This is a genomic window from Rhodococcus sp. NPDC060086 (assembly GCF_042730275.1).
Classification (GTDB): domain Bacteria; phylum Actinomycetota; class Actinomycetes; order Mycobacteriales; family Mycobacteriaceae; genus Rhodococcus.
The window spans coordinates 46,345-67,102 of record NZ_JBHWWZ010000022.1; the positions used below are offsets into that span (position 1 = coordinate 46,345).

Annotated in this window: 20 protein-coding genes; 9 read left to right on the forward strand and 11 right to left on the reverse strand. The window is 66.1% G+C overall.

The window, feature by feature from the left end:
• The first annotated feature begins 130 nt into the window (after positions 1-130).
• Positions 131-1,261 (forward strand): DUF4192 domain-containing protein, encoded by a 1,131-nt coding sequence (locus ACFWB0_RS14435; protein ID WP_378491131.1) that lies wholly within the window; start codon positions 131-133, stop codon positions 1,259-1,261.
• Here the strand turns inward: ACFWB0_RS14435 and galE are convergent, their stop codons facing one another.
• Both galE and ACFWB0_RS14445 read right to left on the reverse strand, forming a co-directional pair.
• Entirely contained in the window at positions 1,262-2,257 is a 996-nt protein-coding gene (galE, locus tag ACFWB0_RS14440) for a UDP-glucose 4-epimerase GalE (RefSeq protein ID WP_378491132.1), read from the reverse strand.
• 53 nt (positions 2,258-2,310) lie between these two features.
• Complete coding sequence (locus ACFWB0_RS14445; protein ID WP_378491133.1) at positions 2,311-2,997, reverse strand: iron dependent repressor, metal binding and dimerization domain protein; 687 nt, start codon at positions 2,995-2,997, stop codon at positions 2,311-2,313.
• A 103-nt stretch (positions 2,998-3,100) separates the two neighbouring features.
• On the opposite strand from ACFWB0_RS14445, the gene ACFWB0_RS14450 reads away from it, so the two are divergent.
• Positions 3,101-4,372 carry an acetoin utilization protein AcuC gene (locus tag ACFWB0_RS14450; protein WP_378491134.1) on the forward strand — a complete coding sequence of 424 codons (1,272 nt, stop codon included), beginning with the start codon at positions 3,101-3,103 and terminating at the stop codon, positions 4,370-4,372.
• Positions 4,365-7,112: a GNAT family N-acetyltransferase gene (locus ACFWB0_RS14455; RefSeq protein WP_378491135.1), complete on the forward strand. Its 2,748-nt coding sequence runs from the start codon at positions 4,365-4,367 to the stop codon at positions 7,110-7,112. Before ACFWB0_RS14450 ends, ACFWB0_RS14455 begins: the two co-directional genes overlap by 8 nt.
• Before the next feature lie 82 nt (positions 7,113-7,194).
• Here the strand turns inward: ACFWB0_RS14455 and ACFWB0_RS14460 are convergent, their stop codons facing one another.
• The 3 genes from ACFWB0_RS14460 to ACFWB0_RS14470 all read right to left on the reverse strand — a co-directional run bounded on the left by ACFWB0_RS14460 (position 7,195) and on the right by ACFWB0_RS14470 (position 10,225).
• Positions 7,195-8,157 (reverse strand): sigma-70 family RNA polymerase sigma factor, encoded by a 963-nt coding sequence (locus ACFWB0_RS14460; RefSeq protein ID WP_378491136.1) that lies wholly within the window; start codon positions 8,155-8,157, stop codon positions 7,195-7,197.
• A 178-nt stretch (positions 8,158-8,335) separates the two neighbouring features.
• Positions 8,336-9,814 carry a methyltransferase gene (locus tag ACFWB0_RS14465; protein WP_378491137.1) on the reverse strand — a complete coding sequence of 493 codons (1,479 nt, stop codon included), beginning with the start codon at positions 9,812-9,814 and terminating at the stop codon, positions 8,336-8,338.
• Between the two features lie 51 nt (positions 9,815-9,865).
• On the reverse strand, positions 9,866-10,225 hold the full coding sequence (locus tag ACFWB0_RS14470) for a DUF3099 domain-containing protein (RefSeq protein ID WP_378491138.1): 360 nt from the start codon (positions 10,223-10,225) through the stop codon (positions 9,866-9,868).
• 73 nt (positions 10,226-10,298) lie between these two features.
• Between ACFWB0_RS14470 and ACFWB0_RS14475 the strand changes: the two genes are divergently transcribed.
• The gene (locus tag ACFWB0_RS14475) at positions 10,299-10,535 is read left to right on the forward strand and encodes a DUF3039 domain-containing protein (RefSeq protein ID WP_378491139.1); all 237 of its coding nucleotides are present in this window, start codon (positions 10,299-10,301) and stop codon (positions 10,533-10,535) included.
• Here the strand turns inward: ACFWB0_RS14475 and ACFWB0_RS14480 are convergent.
• A complete protein-coding gene (locus tag ACFWB0_RS14480) occupies positions 10,508-11,809 on the reverse strand; it encodes a YihY/virulence factor BrkB family protein (protein ID WP_378491140.1) in 1,302 nt (433 codons plus the stop codon). The genes ACFWB0_RS14475 and ACFWB0_RS14480 overlap by 28 nt on opposite strands.
• Positions 11,810-12,030: 221 nt before the next feature.
• Between ACFWB0_RS14480 and ACFWB0_RS14485 the strand changes: the two genes are divergently transcribed.
• Positions 12,031-13,758 carry a DEAD/DEAH box helicase gene (locus ACFWB0_RS14485; protein WP_378491141.1) on the forward strand — a complete coding sequence of 576 codons (1,728 nt, stop codon included), beginning with the start codon at positions 12,031-12,033 and terminating at the stop codon, positions 13,756-13,758.
• A gap of 120 nt (positions 13,759-13,878) precedes the next feature.
• On the opposite strand, the gene ACFWB0_RS14490 is transcribed toward ACFWB0_RS14485, so the two are convergent.
• Complete coding sequence (locus ACFWB0_RS14490) at positions 13,879-14,079, reverse strand: hypothetical protein (protein WP_378491142.1); 201 nt, start codon at positions 14,077-14,079, stop codon at positions 13,879-13,881.
• 287 nt (positions 14,080-14,366) lie between these two features.
• Between ACFWB0_RS14490 and ACFWB0_RS14495 the strand changes: the two genes are divergently transcribed.
• Complete coding sequence (locus tag ACFWB0_RS14495) at positions 14,367-14,711, forward strand: DUF952 domain-containing protein (RefSeq protein WP_378491143.1); 345 nt, start codon at positions 14,367-14,369, stop codon at positions 14,709-14,711.
• A 130-nt stretch (positions 14,712-14,841) separates the two neighbouring features.
• On the opposite strand, the gene ACFWB0_RS14500 is transcribed toward ACFWB0_RS14495, so the two are convergent.
• Both ACFWB0_RS14500 and ppgK read right to left on the reverse strand, forming a co-directional pair.
• Positions 14,842-16,194, reverse strand: a complete 1,353-nt coding sequence (locus ACFWB0_RS14500) for an RNA polymerase sigma factor (protein WP_378491144.1) — start codon at positions 16,192-16,194, stop codon at positions 14,842-14,844.
• A gap of 134 nt (positions 16,195-16,328) precedes the next feature.
• Positions 16,329-17,114 (reverse strand): polyphosphate--glucose phosphotransferase, encoded by a 786-nt coding sequence (ppgK, locus tag ACFWB0_RS14505; protein WP_378491145.1) that lies wholly within the window; start codon positions 17,112-17,114, stop codon positions 16,329-16,331.
• Between the two features lie 104 nt (positions 17,115-17,218).
• On the opposite strand from ppgK, the gene ACFWB0_RS14510 reads away from it, so the two are divergent.
• Positions 17,219-18,142 carry an inositol monophosphatase family protein gene (locus tag ACFWB0_RS14510; RefSeq protein WP_378491146.1) on the forward strand — a complete coding sequence of 308 codons (924 nt, stop codon included), beginning with the start codon at positions 17,219-17,221 and terminating at the stop codon, positions 18,140-18,142.
• 108 nt (positions 18,143-18,250) lie between these two features.
• Here the strand turns inward: ACFWB0_RS14510 and cei are convergent, their stop codons facing one another.
• Positions 18,251-18,934, reverse strand: a complete 684-nt coding sequence (cei, locus tag ACFWB0_RS14515; RefSeq protein WP_378491167.1) for an envelope integrity protein Cei — start codon at positions 18,932-18,934, stop codon at positions 18,251-18,253.
• Between the two features lie 396 nt (positions 18,935-19,330).
• Between cei and ACFWB0_RS14520 the strand changes: the two genes are divergently transcribed.
• On the forward strand, positions 19,331-19,633 hold the full coding sequence (locus tag ACFWB0_RS14520) for a DUF4193 domain-containing protein (RefSeq protein WP_378491147.1): 303 nt from the start codon (positions 19,331-19,333) through the stop codon (positions 19,631-19,633).
• Between the two features lie 88 nt (positions 19,634-19,721).
• Here ACFWB0_RS14520 and ACFWB0_RS14525 read toward each other — a convergent pair whose 3' ends face one another.
• A complete protein-coding gene (locus tag ACFWB0_RS14525) occupies positions 19,722-20,225 on the reverse strand; it encodes a DUF3093 domain-containing protein (RefSeq protein WP_378491148.1) in 504 nt (167 codons plus the stop codon).
• A 78-nt stretch (positions 20,226-20,303) separates the two neighbouring features.
• On the opposite strand from ACFWB0_RS14525, the gene dut reads away from it, so the two are divergent.
• Positions 20,304-20,758 (forward strand): dUTP diphosphatase (dut, locus tag ACFWB0_RS14530; RefSeq protein WP_378491168.1); only part of this gene is annotated, 455 nt, incomplete at its 3' end.

The following is a 20,758-nucleotide window of genomic DNA, read 5'->3' on the forward strand; positions in this document are numbered from 1 at the left end:
CGGGAGGTTCCGGTCGTGGATTTCGGCGTCGGTGTGATGGTTGTCCACAGCCACCACATCCATCCACAGATTTCCGGATTACGCGTCCGGGACCGGTTTTCGGTGGGCGTCATCGTGGATCGTGCTGGACATGACCACATCGACTTCTTCTTCGCAGCCACTGCACCTGTCCGACATCGGCGAACTCCTCGCAGCAGTTCCCGCCATGCTCGGCTTCCACCCGACACGTTCGTTCCTCGTCTTGACCCTCTCGCCCGCGCCGCGATCACCGGACGGCGACGGTCGAGGCGATGCAATCGGCGCCGTCATGCGGCACGATCTTCTGCTACCCCGCGCCGACGAGGCGATTCCTGCTCCGATGAGTGCCGCATTCGAGCGGTTCTGCACAGTGTGCGTCCGTGAAGGAGCACGCTCGGTACTGGTGGTGCTCGTCGACGACAGGCTCGACCATCCGCACGGCCCCGCCGCCGATGCTGCAACACGCCTGCTCGGGGAGTTCGCCGACGAACTCGCAGCGTCCGGGGTCGAGGTGGCCGGTATCCACGCCACTCCGGAAATTGCGCGCGGGCGCGTGTGGTTCACGCCCAACGGGGAAGTGAACGGGACGATTCCCGACCCCGAGAGTTCGGTCGTCGCCGCCACACGGGTGTTCGGAGGCAGTCCGATCCGGCGGTCGCGTGACGAACTCGAGGCGCTGCTCGCTCCCGCTCCGCCGGAGCATCGCAGGCGCGTGGGGCAGTACATCGACGACGTCATCGATGCCCGCGACCTGGCCTACGAGCACGCGGCGCGGGCCGGCGGTGCCGACCGTGCGGACCGCATGGAACTCGAGGCACTGCTCGGACGCCTCACTACCTTCGGTGACGGTGCCGAACTGCGGGCCCGGGAATGCGCCGAAGTGGCTGTGCTCTTGGCGAATCCGACTGTGCGTGACTCGGTGCTCGCGTTGGCGGCAGGAGTGCAAGCGCGCGCAGCCGAGCGCATGTGGGTCGAGCTCGCCCGTGCGTTGCCAGACCCGGAACGGGCCGACGCTGCGGCACTCGTCGCATTCAGCGCCTACGTGCGAGGCGACGGCCCGTTCGCGGGCGTTGCGCTCGGAGTGGCACTGGAATCGAACCCGCGCCACCGACTCTCGGATCTCCTCGACCAAGCGCTACAGGCGGGACTGCGTCCCGAAGCCATTCGGGGACTCGCCGACACCGGATACGAGATCGCTGCCCGACTCGGCGTGGTGCTACCCCCGCCGGGTCCGTCGGAATGATCAGCGGCGCGCCGCGTGCGCGCGATCACCGAGATTCCGCATGAATTCCCAGGCATCCGCGACGATCTCGTCGAGATCGGTGTGTTGGGGTTTCCAGCCGAGATCGTCGATCGCTCGTGTGCTCGACGCGATCAGGACGGCAGGATCACCGGCGCGTCGCGGTGCGTCGACTGCGGCGATGGGCAGTCCGGTGATGCGCTCGCACGCCGAAATGACCTCGCGCACGGTGAAGCCCTCACCGCTGCCCAGGTTGTAGATGCGATGCGATCCCGCGGCTGCCTTCGACAGTGCCAGCAGGTGGGCGTCGGCGAGGTCCTTGACATGGATGTAGTCGCGGATCGCGGTGCCGTCCTTGGTCGGCCAATCCGTCCCGAACACAGAAATGCGCTCGCGTTGCCCCAGGGCGACCTGCAGGACGAGTGGAATCAGGTGTGTTTCGACGAGGCGATTCTCGCCTGCGCCCCCGTACGCTCCGGCCACGTTGAAATAGCGCAGGCTCGTCGCGGCCAGTCCGTGGGCATGGGCATACGACGAGATCGCATGATCGATCGCCAGTTTGGATGCACCGTACGGGTTGGTCGGACGGGTGGGTGCGTCCTCGGTGATCGGCACCTGCTCGGGCTCACCGTAGGTGGCCGCGGTGGACGAGAAGACCAGTCGTGGCGTTCCCGACAAGCGCATTGCCTCGAGGAGTGCGAGCGTGGTGACGACGTTGCCCTGCCAGTACTTCTCGGGGAACTCCACCGACTCGCCGACCAGTGATTGCGCGCCGAAGTGGAGAACACCGTCGAATCGAGATGACGTACCCCCGACGCCCAGCACGTCTGCGGCAACATCGGCGATGTCACCGTGGATGAACTCGGCGCCAGGGGGGACGGCGTCGGCGTTGCCGGTGGACAGATCGTCGACGACGACCACCTCGTGGCCGTTTTCGAGCAGCACAGTGCTGCACACGCTGCCCACGTAGCCGGCGCCGCCGGTCACCAGAAGTTTCACGCTGGGTCTCCTCTTCCACCGGCCCACCCAGGGCCGGTGGAAGAGGCCCGGCGTCAGACCTGCTTCACCTGCACGGCATGGGCCATCTCGTCGGAAAGCTCGAATGTGCTGTGACCGGTCACGGTGATCATCACCGAACCCGGTCGCGTCTCGACTGTAACGCGTGCGTCGGGAACGACGCCTGCCTCACGTAGCCGAGCGATCACGTCGGGATCCGACTGGACGTACTCGGCGAGCCTGCGGACCACCACGGCGGTCGGTTGCCCGCTCGGGATCTCGGTCAGTCGAATCAGCTTCTCGTCCGACACGGTGGCCTTCTCGAGACCCAATTCCGCGAGGCCGGGGATGGGGTTGCCGTACGGCGAGGTGGTCGGATTGTTGAGGACCTCGACGAGACGACGCTCCACCTCCTCACTCATCACATGTTCCCACCGGCACGCCTCGGCGTGCACGTTCTCCCAGTCGAGCCCGATCACGTCGACGAGCAACCGCTCTGCGAGGCGGTGCTTACGCATGACGGACACGGCAAGATCCCGGCCTTTCTCCGTCAGCTGCAGATGGCGATCACCTGCGACCCGCAGCAATCCGTCGCGTTCCATGCGGGCGACGGTCTGGCTGACCGTCGGACCGCTCTGTTCGAGGCGTTCGGCAATGCGTGCCCGCAGGGGCACCACACCTTCCTCCTCCAAGTCGTAGATCGTCCGGAGATACATCTCCGTTGTATCGACCAGGTCCTTCACTCTCACACCCCTTCGTCTGCGCCCGATTCTAACCGTGGCGTTCAGGTGGTGGGTGAGGTCCGATGCTCGCGCGACCCGAGGCGGGCAAGTAGCGTCTGTGTTCATGACCACGAGCTCCACCGCGGCAGGCGGTTCGACACATCTGGGCGGCGACCGTGTGGTGGTCTGGAGCCCCGACTACCTCGACTATCGGTGGGGGCCGAGCCACCCGATGAACCCGACCCGGCTCGACCTGACGATGGCTCTGTCGCGCAGTCTCGGGCTGCTCGAGGGTGTCGAAACGGTGCGTCCGGATCCCGCCGGTGACGCAGATCTACTTCGTATCCATACCTCGGGGTATGTCGACGCCGTCAAGAGGGCGGGTTCGACGCCCGTCGGGTCCGAGCCGTCGTCCGATACCCCGCACGGTCTGGGCACCGAGGACAATCCGATCTTTCCGAAGATGCATGAGGCGAGCGCCACACTGGCGGGTGGCACGCTGGCCGCTGCTCGCGAGATCGCGTCCGGCCGTACCCGCAGGGCGGTGAGCATCGGCGGTGGCATGCATCACGCGATGGCCGACTGGGCCGCCGGATTCTGTGTGTACAACGACGCGGCGATCGCCATTTCGTGGCTCCTCGATCAGGGCTACGACCGAATCGCATACGTCGACGTCGACGCACACCACGGCGACGGGGTGCAGCACGCATTCCTGGACGACCCGCGTGTGCTCACAGTGTCCCTTCACCAACATCCGGCAACTCTGTGGCCGAACACCGGTTGGTCGAGTGAGGTCGGGGCGGGGGCGGCCGAAGGCACCGCCGTCAATCTGCCCGTGCTTCCCGGCACCGTCGACTCGTTGTGGTTACGTGCGTTCCACGCCGTCGTGCCCGGCGCGATCGCCGCGTTCCGTCCGCAGATTCTCATCAGCCAGTGCGGCGCCGACAGCCACCGCGAGGATCCGTTGGCCGATCTGTCGCTCACAGTCGACGGACAGCGGGCGTCGTATCTCGCGATGCGTGATCTCGCCGACCGGCACTGCGAAGGACGCTGGCTTGCCTTGGGCGGGGGAGGATACGGTCTGGTCCGGGTTGTGCCGCGCTCATGGACACACTTGATCGCCGCGGCGCTCGACCGCGAGATCGACCTCACGACAACGGTTCCCGACGACTGGCGCGAGCGAGTCGGGGCCATGGCGCCGGGGGTCGACCTTCCCACCGAAATGGGGGAGGGAGCCGACCTGTCGTATCTGCCGTGGGACGGCCCCGGTGGCACACCGGAAACCGGTGTTGCGTCGCTGGATCGCGCGCTGACCCGAATCGATTCCGCGATCATCGCCACTCGCCGAGCATGCTTCCCACTTCTCGGACTCGACCCGGAGGATCCACGTGACTGACTCGGAGAGCACGCAGGCACCGGCGGGTGGAGCATCGACCCGAGCGCTCGATCCGGCTGCCGACCCAGCTCGCGAGCGCGCACTCGTCGTCGCGCGTGGCTATCCCCGGCACTGGGTCGCCGATGTACTTGCCTCCGACGGTGGTGTCGTCCATCTGCGGCCGATCGTGCCGGAGGATGCCGACAAGATCGTCGAATTCCACGGAAAGTTGTCCGAACGGACGCGGTATCTCCGCTACTTCGGTCCCTATCCGACCATCTCGAAGCGCGACCTGTTCAACTTCACTGTCGTCGACCATCACACACGGGTGGCGTTCGTGGCGATGCTCGGCGACGAGATCATCGCGGTCGGCCGCTACGAAGGGCTGACTGCGGAGGGAGACGGCCTGTCGGCGGAAGTCGCATTCACTGTGTCGGACTCGCATCAGGGGCGCGGGTTGGGTCCCATCCTGCTCGAGCATCTCGCAGGAGCTGCCGCGGAGAACGGGCTCCGTCGCTTCGTTGCGGAGGTCCTCGCAGAAAACCGTCACATGATCTCGGTGTTCCGGGAGGCCGGATATCAGGTCAGCCGTAGCTTCGAGGGCGGTGTGGTGCGGTTGGAGTTCGACATCGACCCCACCGAGGCACTCGTATCCGTGCGTAACGCGCGCGAACGCGCCGCCGAGGCCCGCAGCGTCCGTAACATCCTGAGCCCGGGAAGCGTCGCGGTGATCGGTGCGTCCACCGACAGTCGCAAGGTCGGCAACGCGGTCCTGGTGAACATGCTGCGCAGCGGGTTCACCGGACCGGTATACCCGGTCAATGCCGAGCACCGCTCGGTGCGGGGCGTGCGGGCCTACCCGACGGTGCGCGACATCCCCGACGAGGTCGACCTCGCGATCGCCGCAGTCCCTGCCGAATCGATCGACTCGGTCCTCGACGACTGCCTCGCGAAAGGTGTCAAGGCACTGCTCGTCGTGTCGTCCGGATTCGGTGAAACCGGGCCCGAAGGGCGCGACGCGGAGCGGCGTCTCGCACACGCCGCACGTGCACACGGGATGCGGCTCATCGGGCCGAACGCGCTCGGAGTCGCCAACAACGATCCGGCATTCCGGCTCAACGCCACACTCGCTCCGATCCTGCCGCCCGCGGGCAATGTCGGGTTCTTCTGCCAGTCGGGTGCGTTGGGCATCGCTATTCTCGACGAAGCTGCCAAGACCGGAGTGGGCCTGTCCTCGTTCGTCTCGGCGGGCAACCGCGCCGATCTGTCGGGCAACGACCTACTGCAGTACTGGGACACCGACCCGGCGACCGAGGTAGTGCTCCTCTACCTCGAGAGTTTCGGCAACCCACGAAAGTTCTCCCGCATCGCACGCCGGGTCGCACGAAGCAAACCGATCGTGGCGGTCAAGTCCGGTCGACACGCGGTACCCCCGGTGCTCGAGGCCCGTACCGGTGAGATGGACGACGCGATCGTGCGTCATCTGTTCGAGCAGGCCGGCGTCGTGCAGGTCGAATCCATTGCGCAGCTGTTCGACTCGGCGTTGCTGTTCAGCTACCAGCCGCTACCCGCGGGGCCGCGGGTCGCGGTGGTGGGCAACTCCACAGCGCTCGGTGTGCTGGCGGTGGATGCGGCGCGAGGGCAAGGTCTCAAACCCGCCGACGCGGTGGACCTCGGTGCACAGGCAACACCCGAGGAATTCGCCGACGCCGTCACCCGGGCGCTCGGTTCGGCCGAGATCGATTCGGTCATCGCGGTGTTCGTGCCTCCGGTCGCGGTGACGGTCGAGCCCTACGCACAGGCATTGCGCGATGCGGTGGCGGGCGCGGAGAAGCCGGTGGTCACCACATTCCTTGCGACGGAGGGAATCCCCGACGTTCTTGCGGTCCGCGACGAGGACGGCAATCCGGTCAGGGGATCGGTGCCCTCGTATCCCGGGCCGGAGCGGGCGGCGACCGCGCTGGCCCGAGCCTGGCGGTATGCCAAGTGGCGGTCTCGCCCGCAGTCCCAGGTCGTGCGTCCGGCCGGGATCGACCCGGAGCGTGCCCGTGCCCTGGTCGACGGCTGGCTCGACACCACGCCGAACGGTCGCTACCTGTCCGACACCGAAACCGCCTTGCTGCTCGCGTGCTACGGCGTGCACATCGCCACATTCCGGTCGGTCACCACCGAGGAGGAGGCGGTCGCTGCAGCTCACGAGATCGGCTTCCCCGTTGCGGTCAAGGCGACCGGAGCACAGTGGCGGCACCGGCCGGATCTGACCGGTGTCCGACTCGACCTCGTCGACGACGATTCGGTCCGCATCGCCTACCGCGACCTCGCCGCGGTGTCGGGGGAGCCGCTGCTGCACGTGCAGAAGATGGCGACCAAAGGGATCGGATGCGCGATCCGGGTGCAGGACGACCCCTCCTTCGGATCGTTGATCTCCTTCGGTGTCGCCGGCGTCATCTCCGATCTGCTCGGTGACCGCGCCTATCAGGTGCTGCCGCTGACCGAAGACGAGGCCGTCGAACTGATCGATGCGCCCAAGGCAGCGCCGCTCCTGACGGGCTACCGTAATGCCGCGCCGGCCAATCGCGCGGCGCTCGTCGATATCGTGCAGCGCATCTCGGCGCTCGCCGACGATCTGCCCGAGGTTCGCGAACTCGTGTGCGAACCGGTGCTGGCCTCTCCGATCGGCGCCGAGCTCACCGACGCACATCTGCGGATCGGTCCGGAAGCGCCACATCCGCTCGACCTGGGGCCTCGCCGCCTGCGGTGACCGAGACAGAACAGGCTCCGAACGGCGCGATCCCCGAGAACCCAGCCCGGTTCTCGGGGATCGCTACAGCTGACGCGCCCGGTCAGCTTGCATATGCGCGGAGGCGGTTTGCACGCTCGCCTTCGCGGAGTTTGCCCATCACTTCACGTTCGATCTGCCGCACGCGCTCGCGAGAGAGGCCGAACAGCTTGCCGATCTGGTCGAGAGTGCGCGGCTGGCCGTCGTCGAGCCCGTACCGGAGACGAATGACCTGCTGTTCTCGCTCGTCGAGGGTCGAGAGGACGCTACGGACATCGCTGTGCAGGAGTCCGGCGATCACGACGGTTTCGGCAGAGGTCGCCTCGGCGTCCTCGATGAAGTCGCCCAGCGGGGCTTCCTCATCGCTGCCGACCGGCATATCCAGGCTCACCGGGTCGCGGCTGTGGTCGAGCAGATCGGCGATCTTGCCGACCGGAATTCCGGACTCTTCCGCCAGTTCGTCGTCGGTGGCTTCGCGACCGAGCTGCTGGTGCAGTTCCCGCTTGATCCTGGCGAGCTTGTTGACCTGCTCGACGAGATGGACGGGGAGCCGGATGGTACGGCTCTGATCGGCCATGCCGCGGGTGATGGCCTGACGGATCCACCACGTGGCATAGGTCGAGAACTTGAAGCCTTTGGCGTAGTCGAACTTCTCCATGGCACGGATGAGGCCGAGGTTGCCTTCCTGGATCAGATCGAGCAGGGGCATGCCGCGTCCGGTGTAGCGCTTTGCGAGCGACACCACGAGGCGCAGGTTCGCTTCGAGCAGGTGGTTACGAGCCGCCTGTCCTTCGCGTACGACAATCGCAAGATCGCGCTTCTTGGCAGGTGAGAGACGCTTCTTCGTCTCGAGCACCTGCTTGGCGTACAGGCCGGCCTCGATCCGCTTTGCCAGTTCGACCTCGTCCGCTGCGGTCAGCAGAGCCGTCTTTCCGATGCCGTTCAGATAAACGCGCACAAGATCGGCGGCGGGACTTTGGTTGTCGAGGTCGGAATTGACTCGAGCGGTTGTTGCGGGGCGTGCCATGACGTGCCTCCTCATCGGTGGTGTCTCACAGGGTTCAACGCTCGAGTGGCCCGGGAAAGTTCCCACCGGTTCCTGAGCCCCAACGCTGCGACCTGCGCAAACCAGGAGGCTCGTCTGAGAAGTTGCTGAGAGATCAGCGGAGGACGTCGCTGCGGGAACTGCGCCCCGCCTCGTCGGATCAGGCGGGTTGGACGAGGCCGTGGCGGACGAGCCCCTGCATCAGCGACACCGCCATGGCCGTGAGTTCGGCTTCGTCTTCTCCGTGGGCCGCGGCGAGGAGAGAGACCAGATCGCCCAGGGGGAGGCCGTCGGCACGGAGCCCACCGAGCAGATTCGCCGCCAGGTCGTCGACTTCGTGCTGCCATGCGGGCCCGCCCCCGCGATGCACCCGGGTGACGACCTGGGCCCAGCCGTCGTCGCCGGGCAGGAAGACACGCTCGAGCGCCGTGTCGGTGCGCACCCGGAATCGTGAGTCGAGGACGTCGTGATCGCGGAGCCACTCGAGCCGTGCGAAGTAGTCGATCGATTCCGGACCGAGCGCATCGGTGAACGAATGGCGGAGGTCTTCGGCCAGCACATCCGACGGCAGGTCGGTGCGGCGCAGATAGACGAACCCGAAACCGACGCCCTCGACGCCATTGCGTGCGAAGTGGTCGAACCAGTCTTCGGCGCGCGCCGCGACCGCCGGGTCGCGTTGGTCTGCGTCACCGTCTCTGAGCCATGTCCCGATGTACAGCGACGGATCGGCGACATCACGCTGCACGACCCACGCGTCCACGCCGTGCGCGGGTAACCACGACGCGACGCGTGCTCGCCAGTCCTCACCCTCGACATGGACCCATGAGGCGAGGATCGACGCGGTTCCTCCGGGGTTCAGGTGGTCGACGGCCTGCGAGATCATCAGCTTGCTCGCGCCGTCGAGATCCAGACCCGAATCACGGTAACTGTGCTCCACCTGGCCGCTGCTCACCACGAACGGGGGATTCGCGACGATCCGGTCGAAACAGCGGCCTGCCACGGGCTCGAACCACGAGCCCTCGAGCAGTTCGAGGTCGAGTTCGTTGAGCGCGGCCGACGCGGCGGCGAGTGTGAGGCACCGCGGTGTGATGTCGGTTGCGGTCACGGTGTCGGCGTACTCGGCCGCATGGATCGCCTGGACGCCGCATCCAGTGCCGAGATCGAGCACGGAGCCCACCGGATCGGTGGGAGTGGCCTGCAGCAGCGACAGGGATGCCTGCCCGACCCCCAGGACATGGTCGGGACGGGTGGATGCGGCGCGAAGGGCCCCGTCGAGGTCGGACAGAACCCAGCGGTTGCCGACGCCTGCGTCCAACGGCCGCAGATCCAGCGAGGTCCGTACACCGTTCGTGTCGCGTTCGAGCAGACCTGCGGCGATCGCGTCGTCGAGGGCGAGAGGTGTGAGTGCCACGGTGACCTCGTCGGCGGGGCAGGTGTCCTGCAGAAGGAAGAGTCGTACGAGCACACCCAGATCGCCTGCGTCGCGCGTGGCGCGTCGCGCCGGAACGGGCTCGCTGCGTCCCAGCGCGGCGTGCGCTTCGGGACCCAGAAGATCGCGCACGGTATCGATGTCGTAACGACACCGGATCAACGCACTACGTAGGGGCGGGCAGATCGACAAGAGCAGGTCGCGGTCCACGAAGCTATTCTCGCAGCACCGTGCACCACCCGACGCATCGCCCGTGTCGGGTCAGCCGTCGATCACGCGGTATTCGTGCGCCTCGAGGGCGGCGTGTTCTTCGCTCCGTCCGTCCCAGCGACTCGGTTCGTCCTTGCGGCGTGGTGGCCGGTCGTTCGCGATGAGCACCGCGATCCACGGGAGGGGTATCGAGAGCCCGATGATCGCCATCGCGATCCACGGGTTCGCCCATATTCCGTACGAGGCGGCGGCCAGGATCAACGCAGGGATACGGAATGCCATCAGTGTCATGTATTTGCGGACCCGCGCTCGGTGCTGGTCTTCGAGAGACGACTCCGCCTCCGTGATCAGGACCGGGTTATCGGGCGATCCGCTCTCGTGGGATCCGCCGAAACCAGGTGTTCTCGCCATATCTACTACTTTCCCACGCCCGTAGATCGAATGCACATACCGGTTCGGGGCAGCGGTGCGGCATTATGGACATGTGAGTACGGATACCAAGGAACGGCCGGATACCACCACCGACGAAACCACCAGCGACGACACTCCCAAGTTCTTCCACTACGTGAAGAAGAAGAAGATCGCGGAGAGCGCCGTTATGGGAACCCATGTTGTTGCGTTGTGCGGTGAGGTCTTTCCGGTGACCATGTCGCCGAAACCGGGCTCGCCGGTGTGCCCCGAGTGCAAGAAGGTCTACGAAGGCCTGCGCAAGGGCGACTGAGGTAGTCGGGTCAGAGGAGCGTTCTCCTCCGATCCGGAGTCTCGCGGCGAAACCGGACCGTTGTCGGCCGAGGTGATCGAATCCTCCTCGGCCGTTTCGTCGTGTCCGGACACCGATGGATTCCGGGACGATGGATCACTGGGCGCGGTCGAGCGGTCCGGACGGTCGATCGGGCATGTGTCGGCCTCACGCTCGTCGGGAGGGCGCGGGTCGTCGTAGCCGGGAAGCTGATCGGAGCGGAGAAGATCGGTGAGCCGGATGGGACTGGCCATCGTGATCCGTCGGGTCAGGTTGGTGACCGCCCCTTCCTCGGGCGACGGCTGCTTGTCGGCCTGCTCGGCGAGCCACACGCGCCATTGCTCGATCCGTGTCGCTCGTGCGGGCCACATCTCTTGGATAGCGGCGTTGAACTCGGCTCCGATGACCACCGCGAAGCCGAGGAAGAACGTGAACAGCAGGAACGCGATGGGCGCGGCCAAAGCACCGTAGGTGTATCCGTGTTCGGCGATCCAGGTCAGGTATCTGCGCAAGCCCGCACTCGCGAGAATGAAGAACGCACCTGCCAGGACCGCGCCCCCGAGTAGCCGATGCCAGGGCAGGGACTTCGGCAACGCCACCTTGTACAGCGTGGTCAGAGCGACGAGCAGGAGCAGGCCGACCGCCGGATAGTAGAAGGTGTCCACGAGTTGCGACCCGAGCGAGTACCACGACTGAGGGAGCAGGCGACCGATCACCGTCGGTCCGAGCGCCACGAGTGGCAGTGTGACGACGGCCAGGATGAGAAACATCACGTACAGCAGCAGGCCGAACACGCGTTGCCAGACCGGGTGGCGGTGGTCCTGTTGCCCGTGTGCTTCGACGATCGAGTCGACGAACGTCGAGATCGCCGACGAACCGGCCCAGAGCGACAGTACGAAGCCCAGTGACATCACATCCGCCCGTCCGCGGTTGAGTACGTCGTAGACGGTCGGAGCGATGATCTCGTCGACGACGCTGTCGCTGAAGGCGGTGCGCGTGAATGTGACGATCTTGGACACGATGATGTCGGCGATGTCGGGGCCGAACCATCCGCCCACGTAACCGAGGCTGCCGAGCAGGCCCAGGAGCAGCGGCGGCAGCGACAGGGTCTGCCAGAACGCGGCCGTCGCAGCCTTGCTGAAGATCGAGTGATCCCACGCGGATCGCGCAGTGTGGCCGAGGACCCGACCGCACAGGCGTACGGCGCGCCATAGACGGCGCGGTCCGGACGTGGGAGGCACAGGTGTGGCGTTCATCTACTTCCAGCATTCCTGATGACACGACGTAATGCGCGCCCCACATGCGGTTGTCGGTGTCTCGGATTCTGTCACGACCATCACGTCCCATCCTCATCGCCCTGGCGGTTCGGGACGTCGATCGGCGGTCGGAGGCGATAGGCTGCATGGCGGTCGGTGGCCGGGCTTCGAGTTCTGCCGTCACCGACCGGAGTTGAGCGGACAAGGAGCACGAAGAACCGGTGAGCACCGAAACCGTCGGACAGGCTACGACCTCCGTATCCGGGGGACAGCTGCGCGCGTGGCAGCGTCGCGCCCTGACCAAGTACCTCGCCACCAAACCTCGCGATTTCCTCGCGGTGGCCACGCCTGGGGCCGGCAAGACCACATTCGCCCTGAGGGTCGCGTCGGAATTGCTGAAGGACCGGACCGTCGACCAGGTCACGGTCGTTGCGCCGACCGAACACCTCAAGCATCAGTGGTCATCGGCAGCGGCACGAGTCGGGATCGCGTTGGACTCGAACTTCACCAACTCCACGGGGCAGACCTCGAGTGACTACCAGGGCGTGGTCGTGACCTACGCGCAGGTCGCATCCCACCCGTTCAAGCACCGAGTGCGCACCGAATCGCGTCGCACACTGATCATCCTCGACGAGATCCATCACGGCGGCGACGCCAAGAGCTGGGGCGAGGGGATTCTCGAGGCGTTCGGCGATGCGACCCGACGACTCGCCCTGACCGGTACCCCGTTCCGCAGCGACGACAGTGCCATCCCGTTCGTGACGTACGAACCGAACGAGGACGGCCTGATGCAATCGAAGGCCGACCACTCCTACGGCTACTCCGATGCGCTCGCAGACGGCGTCGTGCGACCCGTCGTGTTCCTTGCCTACTCCGGTGAGGCCCGCTGGCGCACCAGCGCGGGGGAGGAGTACACCGCCCGGCTGGGCGAGCCGCTGAGCGCCGAACACACCGCCCGCGCGTGGCGCACCGCCCTCGACCCCGAAGGCGACTGGGTGCCTGCAGTCCTGAATGCCGCCAACACCCGCCTCGAGCAGCTACGCGCGGGCGGCATGCCGGATGCAGGCGGGCTCGTCATCGCCACCGATCAGACGGTTGCTCGCGCCTACGCCAAGACCCTCGAACGACTCACGGGGGAGCCGCCCGCCGTCGTCCTGTCCGACGAACCCACCGCCTCCTCACGCATCTCCGAGTTCAGCGAGGGGACCCAGCGATGGATGGTCGCGGTGCGGATGGTGTCCGAAGGCGTCGATGTTCCGCGGCTTGCCGTCGGCGTCTACGCGACCAGCGCCTCGACCCCACTGTTCTTCGCTCAGGCGATCGGCCGTTTCGTGCGTGCCCGGCAGAAGGGAGAGACGGCCAGCGTCTTCCTGCCGTCGGTGCCGGTGCTGCTCGACCTCGCCAGCCAGCTCGAAGCACAGCGCGACCACGTTCTGGGTAAACCGCACCGGGTCAAGGAAGGCTTCGACGACGAACTGCTCGCCGACGCGAACCGAAGGAAAGACGAGCCCGGCGAGGACGAGAAGCCCTACACGTCGCTCGGCGCGGAGGCCGAACTCGATCAGGTGATCTACGACGGTTCATCCTTCGGAACCGCCACATTCTCGGGCAGTGACGAAGAAGCGGACTATCTCGGATTGCCAGGGCTGCTGGATGCAGACCAGATGAGGGCATTGCTGCGTCAGCGTCAGGAGAAGCAACTCGACAAGCCGGCGACGCCGCAGGCAACGGCCCCGCCGCCGCAGGTGGCGGAGCGGGTGGCCGCAGCCGACGAGCTTCCTGAGCTGCGCCGCGAACTCAATTCGCTAGTGGCGGTCGTGCACCATCGCACACGGAAGCCACACGGTGTGATCCACGGAGAACTCCGTCGTCAGTGCGGTGGCCCACCGACGGCGATTGCGAGCGCCGAGCAGCTGCGTGATCGCATCGCGATCCTTCGGAGCTGGTGACGGTCGACAGTGACGACCGGACCGTGGACGACCGGACCGTGAACGACGAAACGGGCGACTGCTGGAAAGCAGTCGCCCGTTCATGTCGGGTCGCGGAACCATGAGGTTCCGGACGGCGGATCAGACGGATGCGTCGGCGTCGGCCTCGGTGACGATCGTGGCACCGAGCTCACGGAGCCGATCGGTGTGTTCGTTTGCGTGATGACCGCAGAACAACAGTTCGCCGCCTGCGGGAAGGACAGCGCGTACGCGAGCGGCTGCATTGCAGCGATCGCACCTGTCGGCGGCGGTCAACTTCGGGGTGGTCAACGTACCGGGCATGACTCCTCCAAACTGGCCACCTTCGACAACGGTCGCCTGGGGTCTGGTCCGCCGCGCCGGGGGTAGCGCGGTAGATCTACTCTTACAGACGATTCGCGTTCGCGGGTTGTTCCCCTTGTCGCCCATTCGTGTCGTGTTTCACGAATTGTGCAGAAGAAACCCCAGGACGTGGGTGTTTGCAAGTATTCACTTGCTGTCTCACCACGCGGATGTTCGCTCACAGCGCAGCAGTCGGAACGGCGCGTCTCGGCGTAGTAGGTGCTTCGGCGTCGCGAACAATGAGGGGCATGAGTGAACTTCTGCTGCACATCTGCCCGCGGGACGAGTGGCTCCGCGCCCGGAAGGCCGGCGCCCTGACGCCTCCTTCATCGGCCGACGTGGGCTTCGTGCACCTGTCTACACCCGACCAGGTGCACCTGCCCGCGAATCGCTTGTTCCACGGGCGCACGGACCTCGTCCTGCTCCACATCGACCCGTCGCGCCTTACCGACGACGTGCGGTTCGAACCTGGGGTTCCGGAGGACCCCGACTCGATGCGGTTCCCGCATCTGTACGGGCCGTTGCCGGTCGACGCGGTCGCCGATGTCACCGACTACCTGCCGGGCGACGACGGACGCTTCGTACCTCTGTGACCGAGGCAGCCACACGAACGGCTATGCCACACGAACGGCTATGCCACACGAAACGGCGTAGGGAGGATGTCGTCCCTACGCCGTTCTCGATGGTCCGTGGCCACACCGCGTGACCGGTCGACGTACCTGACTAGTCGAGGTAGTCGCGCAGTACCTGGGACCGCGACGGGTGGCGCAGCTTCGACATCGTCTTCGACTCGATCTGGCGGATGCGCTCACGGGTCACCCCGTAGACCTGACCGATCTCGTCGAGGGTGCGGGGCTGACCGTCGGTGAGGCCGAAGCGCAGTCGCACGACACCGGCCTCGCGCTCGGAGAGCGTCTCGAGGACGGACTGCAGCTGATCCTGCAGCAACGTGAACGACACCGCATCGACGGCGACGACCGCTTCGGAGTCCTCGATGAAGTCGCCGAGCTGGCTGTCGCCCTCGTCGCCGATGGTCTGGTCGAGTGAAATGGGCTCACGCGCGTACTGCTGGATCTCCAGCACCTTCTCCGGCGTGATGTCCATTTCCTTCGCGAGCTCTTCGGGCGTGGGCTCACGGCCCAGATCCTGGAGCAACTCGCGCTGGATACGGCCGAGCTTGTTGATGACCTCGACCATGTGCACGGGGATACGAATGGTGCGGGCCTGATCGGCCATGGCGCGGGTGATGGCCTGACGGATCCACCAGGTCGCGTACGTCGAGAACTTGTAGCCCTTGGTGTAGTCGAACTTCTCGACCGCACGGATCAGACCCAGATTGCCTTCCTGGATGAGGTCCAGGAACGCCATACCGCGGCCGGTGTAACGCTTGGCGAGAGAGACGACCAGTCGAAGGTTCGCCTCGAGGAGGTGGTTCTTGGCGCGGTTACCGTCGCGGCAGATCCAGTTCATGTCGCGGCGCTGGGCGACCGGGAGCTTTTCGCCCTTCGCGGCGAGTTCCTGCAAGCGGAATGTCGCGTACAGGCCGGCCTCGATGCGCTTGGCGAGTTCGACTTCTTCCTCGGCGTTGAGGAGGGCAACCTTGCCGATCTGCTTGAGATAGGCGCGCACCGAGTCGGCGGAGGCAGTGAGCTCGGCGTCCTTGCGCGCTTGGCGCAGTGCCTCGGACTCCTCTTCGTCCCAGACGAAATCGCCGGACGCTTTGTCCTTCTCGCTGGGCTCGTCGCCTTCGGCTGTGGCGTCTTCTGCGACGAGGTCGCCTTCCGCCACCTCGATGTCTTCGAGCTGAGGCTCTGCTGCGCTGTCGAAGTCGTCGTCGCCCGCCTTCGCGCCCTTGGCCGCGGCCTTCTTGGCGGGTGCTTTCTTCGCGGCGGCTTTCTTGGCGGGTGCCTTCTTCGCGGCGGCCTTCTTGGCGGGTGCTTTCTTCGCGGCGGCCTTCTTGGCCGGCGGAGTCGCCGTAGGCGTCGCGGGGGTTGCAGCGTCGGCGGCGCCCGAAGCGTCCGCGACGGGTGCCGATTCCTTCTGTGAATCAGCGGTGTGGATGTCGGTGGCTGCCACGTACGCCCTTTCGTGACGAGGTAGTGCGGCGTCGCGCCAGAGGAGTTCCGGCGGAGAGGTCTGTCGGGATCAGGCCGGGTTCCGGCCGGCTGTGCACCATTGTAACGATCTCTGTCTGGAAGGATGTGTCGGACTCAAGGAGTCACACCTGTTTTCGCAGCGTGGGCAGCGCCGACGATCCCCGCGGTGTTGCGTAGTTCGGCTGGGACCACGGGAGTGTCGTTCGTCAGCAGCGGAATCCACTTCTCGTGCTTTCGGCTGATTCCGCCGCCCGCGATGAACAGATCGGGCCACAGCAGGGCCTCGAAACGCTCCAGGACCAGCGAGACCTCCCGAGCCCACCGCTTGTACGGCCAGTCGTTCTCCTCCTTGATCGACGACGCGGCGCGATGTTCTGCTTCCATGCCGTCGATCTCCATGTGTCCGAGTTCGGTGTTCGGCAGCAGGACGCCGTTGTGGAGGATTGCGGAGCCGATTCCGGTGCCGAAGGTGAGGAGGATGACCAGGCCTGAGGTGTCGGCCGCTGCGCCGAACCGATCCTCGGCGATCCCTGCGGCATCGGCGTCGTTGAGAACCGTGACGTGTCGTTCGCCCAGCGCGGTCGAGAAGAGTGCTCGCGCGTCCGTTCCGATCCATGAGGAATCGATGTTGGCGGCGGTCCTCGCGACGCCTCCGGTCACCACACTCGGGAGGGTGATTCCGACGGGCCCGTCCCACTTCGCCTGCCTGATGATCTCGGCCACCGTCGCGGCCACGGCGTCGGGAGTCGAGGGCTGGGGAGTGAGGACCTTGATCCGGTCGCCGATCAGCTGACCCGTGGTCAGGTCGACCAGACCCCCTTTCACTCCGCTGCCGCCGACGTCGACGCCGAATCCCACGTCGGTGGAGTCGGTCGGGGGCGGGGGTGTTCCCTGCGTCATGAGGTGCTCGCTCTCCGGTCGGTCGCACAGCTCTGGTCGGTCGGCCGCAACGCTTGTGGGGCAACGATAGTTCTAAAGTCACGGTTGTGCGGGTGGTGCGGCCGATGCGCGTGTGTTCCGATGGTCGAGTGTCAGATGCCATCGATTCCCCAGTCGTCGAGTCCGATCCCGCCGCACTGCGCGCGGTTGCCGTCACCGTTGCCTCGGAGGCGGCTGCCCATGTGCGTCGTCGCCGTGCCGAGCTGGTCGGGGCGGAGGGGCCATTCGGTGGCGAGGCCGACGCGGTACAGACGAAGTCGTCCGGCACCGACCCGGTCACCGTCGCCGACACCGAGACCGAGGACCTCATTCGGAGTCGGCTCAGGCAGTTGAGGCCCGGCGACGCATTTCTCGGCGAGGAGAGTGGTTGCAGCGACGGCCTGGGCGCGGACGGCGTGGGCGGGACGGGCATCCAGTGGGTCGTCGACCCGATCGACGGCACAGTGAACTTCGTCTACGGGATTCCCGCGTACGCGGTGAGTGTGGCGGCCCGGATCGACGGAATCTCGGTGGCAGGTGCCGTGGTCGACGTCGCCTCGGGCGATCTCTACTCGGCGGCAGTGGGCCTCGGCGCCACGCGTACCGACGCCGAGGGGGTCGTGACCAGGCTGCGCTGCACGCCGGTGGCCGATCTTGCGCTTGTACTCGTCGCCACAGGGTTCTCCTACTCGGCGGAGAGGAGAGCTGTCCAGGGCCGGTTCGTGGCGGAGTTGCTACCGCAGGTGCGAGATATCCGGCGGATCGGAGCTGCGGCCCTGGATCTGTGCATGGTGGCCTCGGGGCGGGTCGACGCCCACTACGAGCACGGCCTCAATCCCTGGGACTGGGCGGCCGGCGCGCTGATCGCGTCCGAAGCAGGAGCCGAGGTCCGATTGCCCATCGGATTCGGCGATCAGGGCGAGATCATGACTGCCTCGGCGCCGGGCGTGGCGGAGGCATTCGCTGCGGCGCTTGCGAAAATCGGTGCGACCGCTCCTGTTCCCGCATAACAACGCCGCGAGTTCTCGTGCGGGAAACTGTGGTGAATTCGGTCCGAAATCACGGGAGCGTTCGGACGAAAAGGGGAAATTGCCCGATTTTGCGAAATGTGTGCGCGGTCAGCACGGTGCGTTGAGCGCAGCATCGAGAAGTTCCACATCGAGAGGTGCGGATTTCTCGCCCACGGGGGCTTCACGCAACGTGCGCAACAGTTCTTCGGCGTCGGCGCTCGGTGTCAGATCACGGAAATATGTGCCGAGGGCGAGATCGACCGTGTCGTCCTGACGATCGTCGAGAATCAACTCTGCACAGGGCGCCACGAGTCGTGCGGTATTCGCAGCGGCGCGACCGGTCTCGCCGAATCGGACCTGACCGTGGCATTGCATGTTCTGGTCGACGTATACCGGATCGTTACCCGCTTGCACATCCGGCGCACTCGCAAAACCGTAGTCGCTGAGCTGGGCCGCGACAGTGGATGCCTGTCCACGTTCACCATTCGCGTTGAACACTCGCACCCTGGTTGCGGCGAGCGGAGCCGGGTCGACGTCGAGCATCGTCGAACGCTCCGCAACCTGCCCGAGCGGGGCAGGCGCGGGGCTCTCGGGATCAGCGGGCGCGGTGGGCGGTGGCGGGCATGCCACCGTGGCCGCCGTGGTGTCGGCCGTGGTCAACACCGAGGTCCAGACCACGATCGTCCCGGCGGCGAGAACGGCACCCGCTATCGCGGCGGGAATCCAGCGGCGACGATGGAACGGGCGACCGCGCTTGTCGGTTGCGCTGCCTTCGGTGATCAGGGAAACCACGCAGGCCTGCCTTTCGTCTCCTCGCCGTGCGAACGGTACGTCGTTCACCTGCCGTGTGTACGGTGCGACGTTCACTCTAGAGGGCAAGGTGGTCGACGCGATGGAGGCGTACCCCGTCAGGAATGTCACGTTCACCGTGATGTAGGTGACGATTTTCGGTCGATTCCGAAGAAACAGCGAATCGATTGCATATTTCGTTCGGTCGTCGGCTATTGTTCGGCGGCCGAGCGTCGTCCATCGACGAAGGCGACGGGGTTCGGACTCGGGGTATTCGGGGTACCACCGACAAACCGGCACCTGTGGGAACTTCACCGCACGGTCGAGCGTTGCTTTGGCCGGGAGCATCACCGTGGTTCCCTGTCGAGCACCTGTAAGAGGACTAGAGGTAAGAGGGAAATGGCGACTGACTACGACGCACCGCGGCGGACCGAAAGCGACGATGTGTCGGAAGACTCACTCGAAGAACTGAAGGCACGGCGTAACGAGGCGCAGTCCGCGGTAGTGGACGTCGATGAATCGGACACGGCCGAATCCTTCGAACTCCCGGGTGCGGACCTGTCCGGCGAGGAACTGTCGGTGCGTGTGGTGCCGAAACAGGCCGATGAATTCACCTGCTCGAGCTGCTTCCTGGTACATCACCGGAGTCGCCTTGCGAGCGAGGAGGGCGGTCGGATGATCTGCCGTGACTGCGCCTGGTGACGAAGCACATGCGCTGACCTACTTCGAAACGCCGCAGCAGTGACCCGGGAGGGCCACGGCTGCGGCGTAGAAGTCTGTGCTGCGAGGGTCAGCTCGTCGAGGACTCGCTGTGTCCCAGGGCCGCCAGGAGTTCGGCAGGTCGCCGCGTGCTGATCAACCAATAGGGGGTCGGATCGTCCTGGTCGTCGAGGACGATCAGAGCCATCGTCTTGATCCACGGACGATGCCGCACGAACGCAGCGGGGTCGAGCTGTCGGCCGAGCGCGGCGCTCTTCGCGGAGGCCGGGACGACCACCCCGCGGGAGATCAGCTCCACCGGAAGGTGCGCCTGCTCGACGACGAGTTCTCCGTCGACGACCTCGATTCGCCGTCGTGAGAGCCACACCAACGTCCACAGTGCGCACGGGACGAGAACGGCATACGGAACCCACTCGTACACCCCTGGTGCGCCCATGTGCAGCTCGGCCGCGAGCAACGCTGCGATTCCGATACCGATGGGCCACCACCAGATCGGAACCCACAACCGTTCGGAGTAGGTCGGCGTGAGGGTCGACGAACCGGTGGTGCTGCCGGAGCTGGAGGTATCAGACACGTACCCAGGATAGTCGCCTCGAAATGGGACATCGACATCCGGAGAGTAGTCTCGGTCCACGTGACCGACCTTTCCCCCATCCCGCTGCGTCGTCTCGACCCGGGTGTCCCCATGCCGACACGGGCGCACGCAGGTGACGCGGGCGTGGATCTGTGCTCTACCAGCAATGTGACGATCGAACCAGGGCAGCGCGTGCTCGTCGGAACCGGAATATCCGTGGCGTTGCCGGTGGGGACCGTCGGGTTGATCCACCCGCGCTCGGGACTCGCCGCCAAGTTCGGACTGTCCGTGGTGAACACACCGGGAACCGTCGATGCCGGCTACCGGGGAGAGATCAAGGTCTGCTTGATCAACCACGACACCGCGCAGGCCGTCGAAGTGAACCGGGGCGACCGCATCGCGCAGCTGCTCGTGCAGCGGGGGGGGGGGGGGGGCGTGGGGGGGGGGGGGGGGCCGGGTGGGGTGGGCGAGGCGCCTGATGTCTGCGGGCGGCCCGAGGGTTGCGGGGTGGCCGTGGCGCGAGGGGCATGCGG